Origin of the sequence: Okeania sp. SIO2F4 (genome assembly GCF_010672385.1) — a bacterium.
Taxonomy (GTDB): Bacteria; Cyanobacteriota; Cyanobacteriia; order Cyanobacteriales; family Microcoleaceae; genus Trichodesmium.
In genome coordinates this window covers 1-1015 of record NZ_JAAHGT010001505.1, presented here as the reverse complement: position 1 = coordinate 1015, position 1015 = coordinate 1, and the positions used below count along the sequence as shown (strand labels likewise).

General features: G+C 33.0%; 1 protein-coding gene. It reads right to left on the bottom strand.

Annotation, left to right across the window (positions count from 1 at the left end; genetic code table 11):
* Positions 1 to 56: 56 nt before the first annotated feature.
* Positions 57 to 779, bottom strand: coding sequence for a TylF/MycF/NovP-related O-methyltransferase (locus F6K22_RS41545; protein ID WP_293111061.1), 723 nt, complete (start codon positions 777 to 779; stop codon positions 57 to 59).
* Positions 780 to 1015 lie beyond the last annotated feature (236 nt).

Below are 1015 nucleotides of genomic sequence, written 5' to 3'. Positions count from 1 at the left end.
TCCAGGATTTCTAATTGCTACCTGGTAGCTAACAAACCGAAAAGGTTTTTCTAAATTTATCTTATGATAACAGCTACACTAAAGCTAGATTCACAATAACCTAAATACTCATACTTCAATTCTCTCTCAACTACCAATTCCTGAAAAGCTTTATATTCATGATTTTTCCAGCCAGGATAATTAAAATATTCATCAAACTGAATAACTGTTCCAGGAACTATTAGATCTTTTAGGCAATCAAATACAGTTTTGGTTGAAGAATAAATATCGCAGTCTATGTGTAAAAATGCTACTATCTCCCCATGAGTTGCAGTAAATTCTGGTAAGGTTTGATCGAACCAACCAGCATGAAGCTGAACATTCTTCCTGACATTAGGAAGTTTACCACCTGCCGAAAAACTTTGCTTACCTAAATTGCCAAACCAAGGCTCTGGTAATCCCTCAAACGAATCAAATCCATGTACAGTTTCGTCAATATGATTGGCAATAAAATTGATTGATTTAGCTTGCCAACCACAGCCAAATTCTAAAAATAAACCATAATGGTTCACTTTTGACAAACTCAGTTTTAACAATTGATTGCGATTTGGAAAGTAAGGTACGGTCAGCATATTTTTTTCAACATAATCAGCGGTTTCTAATGCTGCCTTTCGATACAAATTAACCCAGATATTTTGAGCACCCTTTCCTGTTATTTTACCAATTAGTAAACTCTTTATTTTAGATAATAAACTTTGAATACCTCTTAAATTAATTTTTAGATAATTTAGTATTTCCATATTTACTTTCTCTCCTAGTGCAATTTATAAGAGTTCAAGATTTTTATGAATTCAGAGGATTTTATGGGGTAAATTTAGCAATAACAGGAGAACCAAATAAACTGGTTAATCCTGTCAATCTGATTAACTGTTCTAATCCTGAAGAAATACCCGGAGATTTTAAGGCGCGATGAACTACCATTGGCATAAAAAATTGTGCATAGCGTTCTGTTTGTTTTAAACCTAGAGATTTGAAA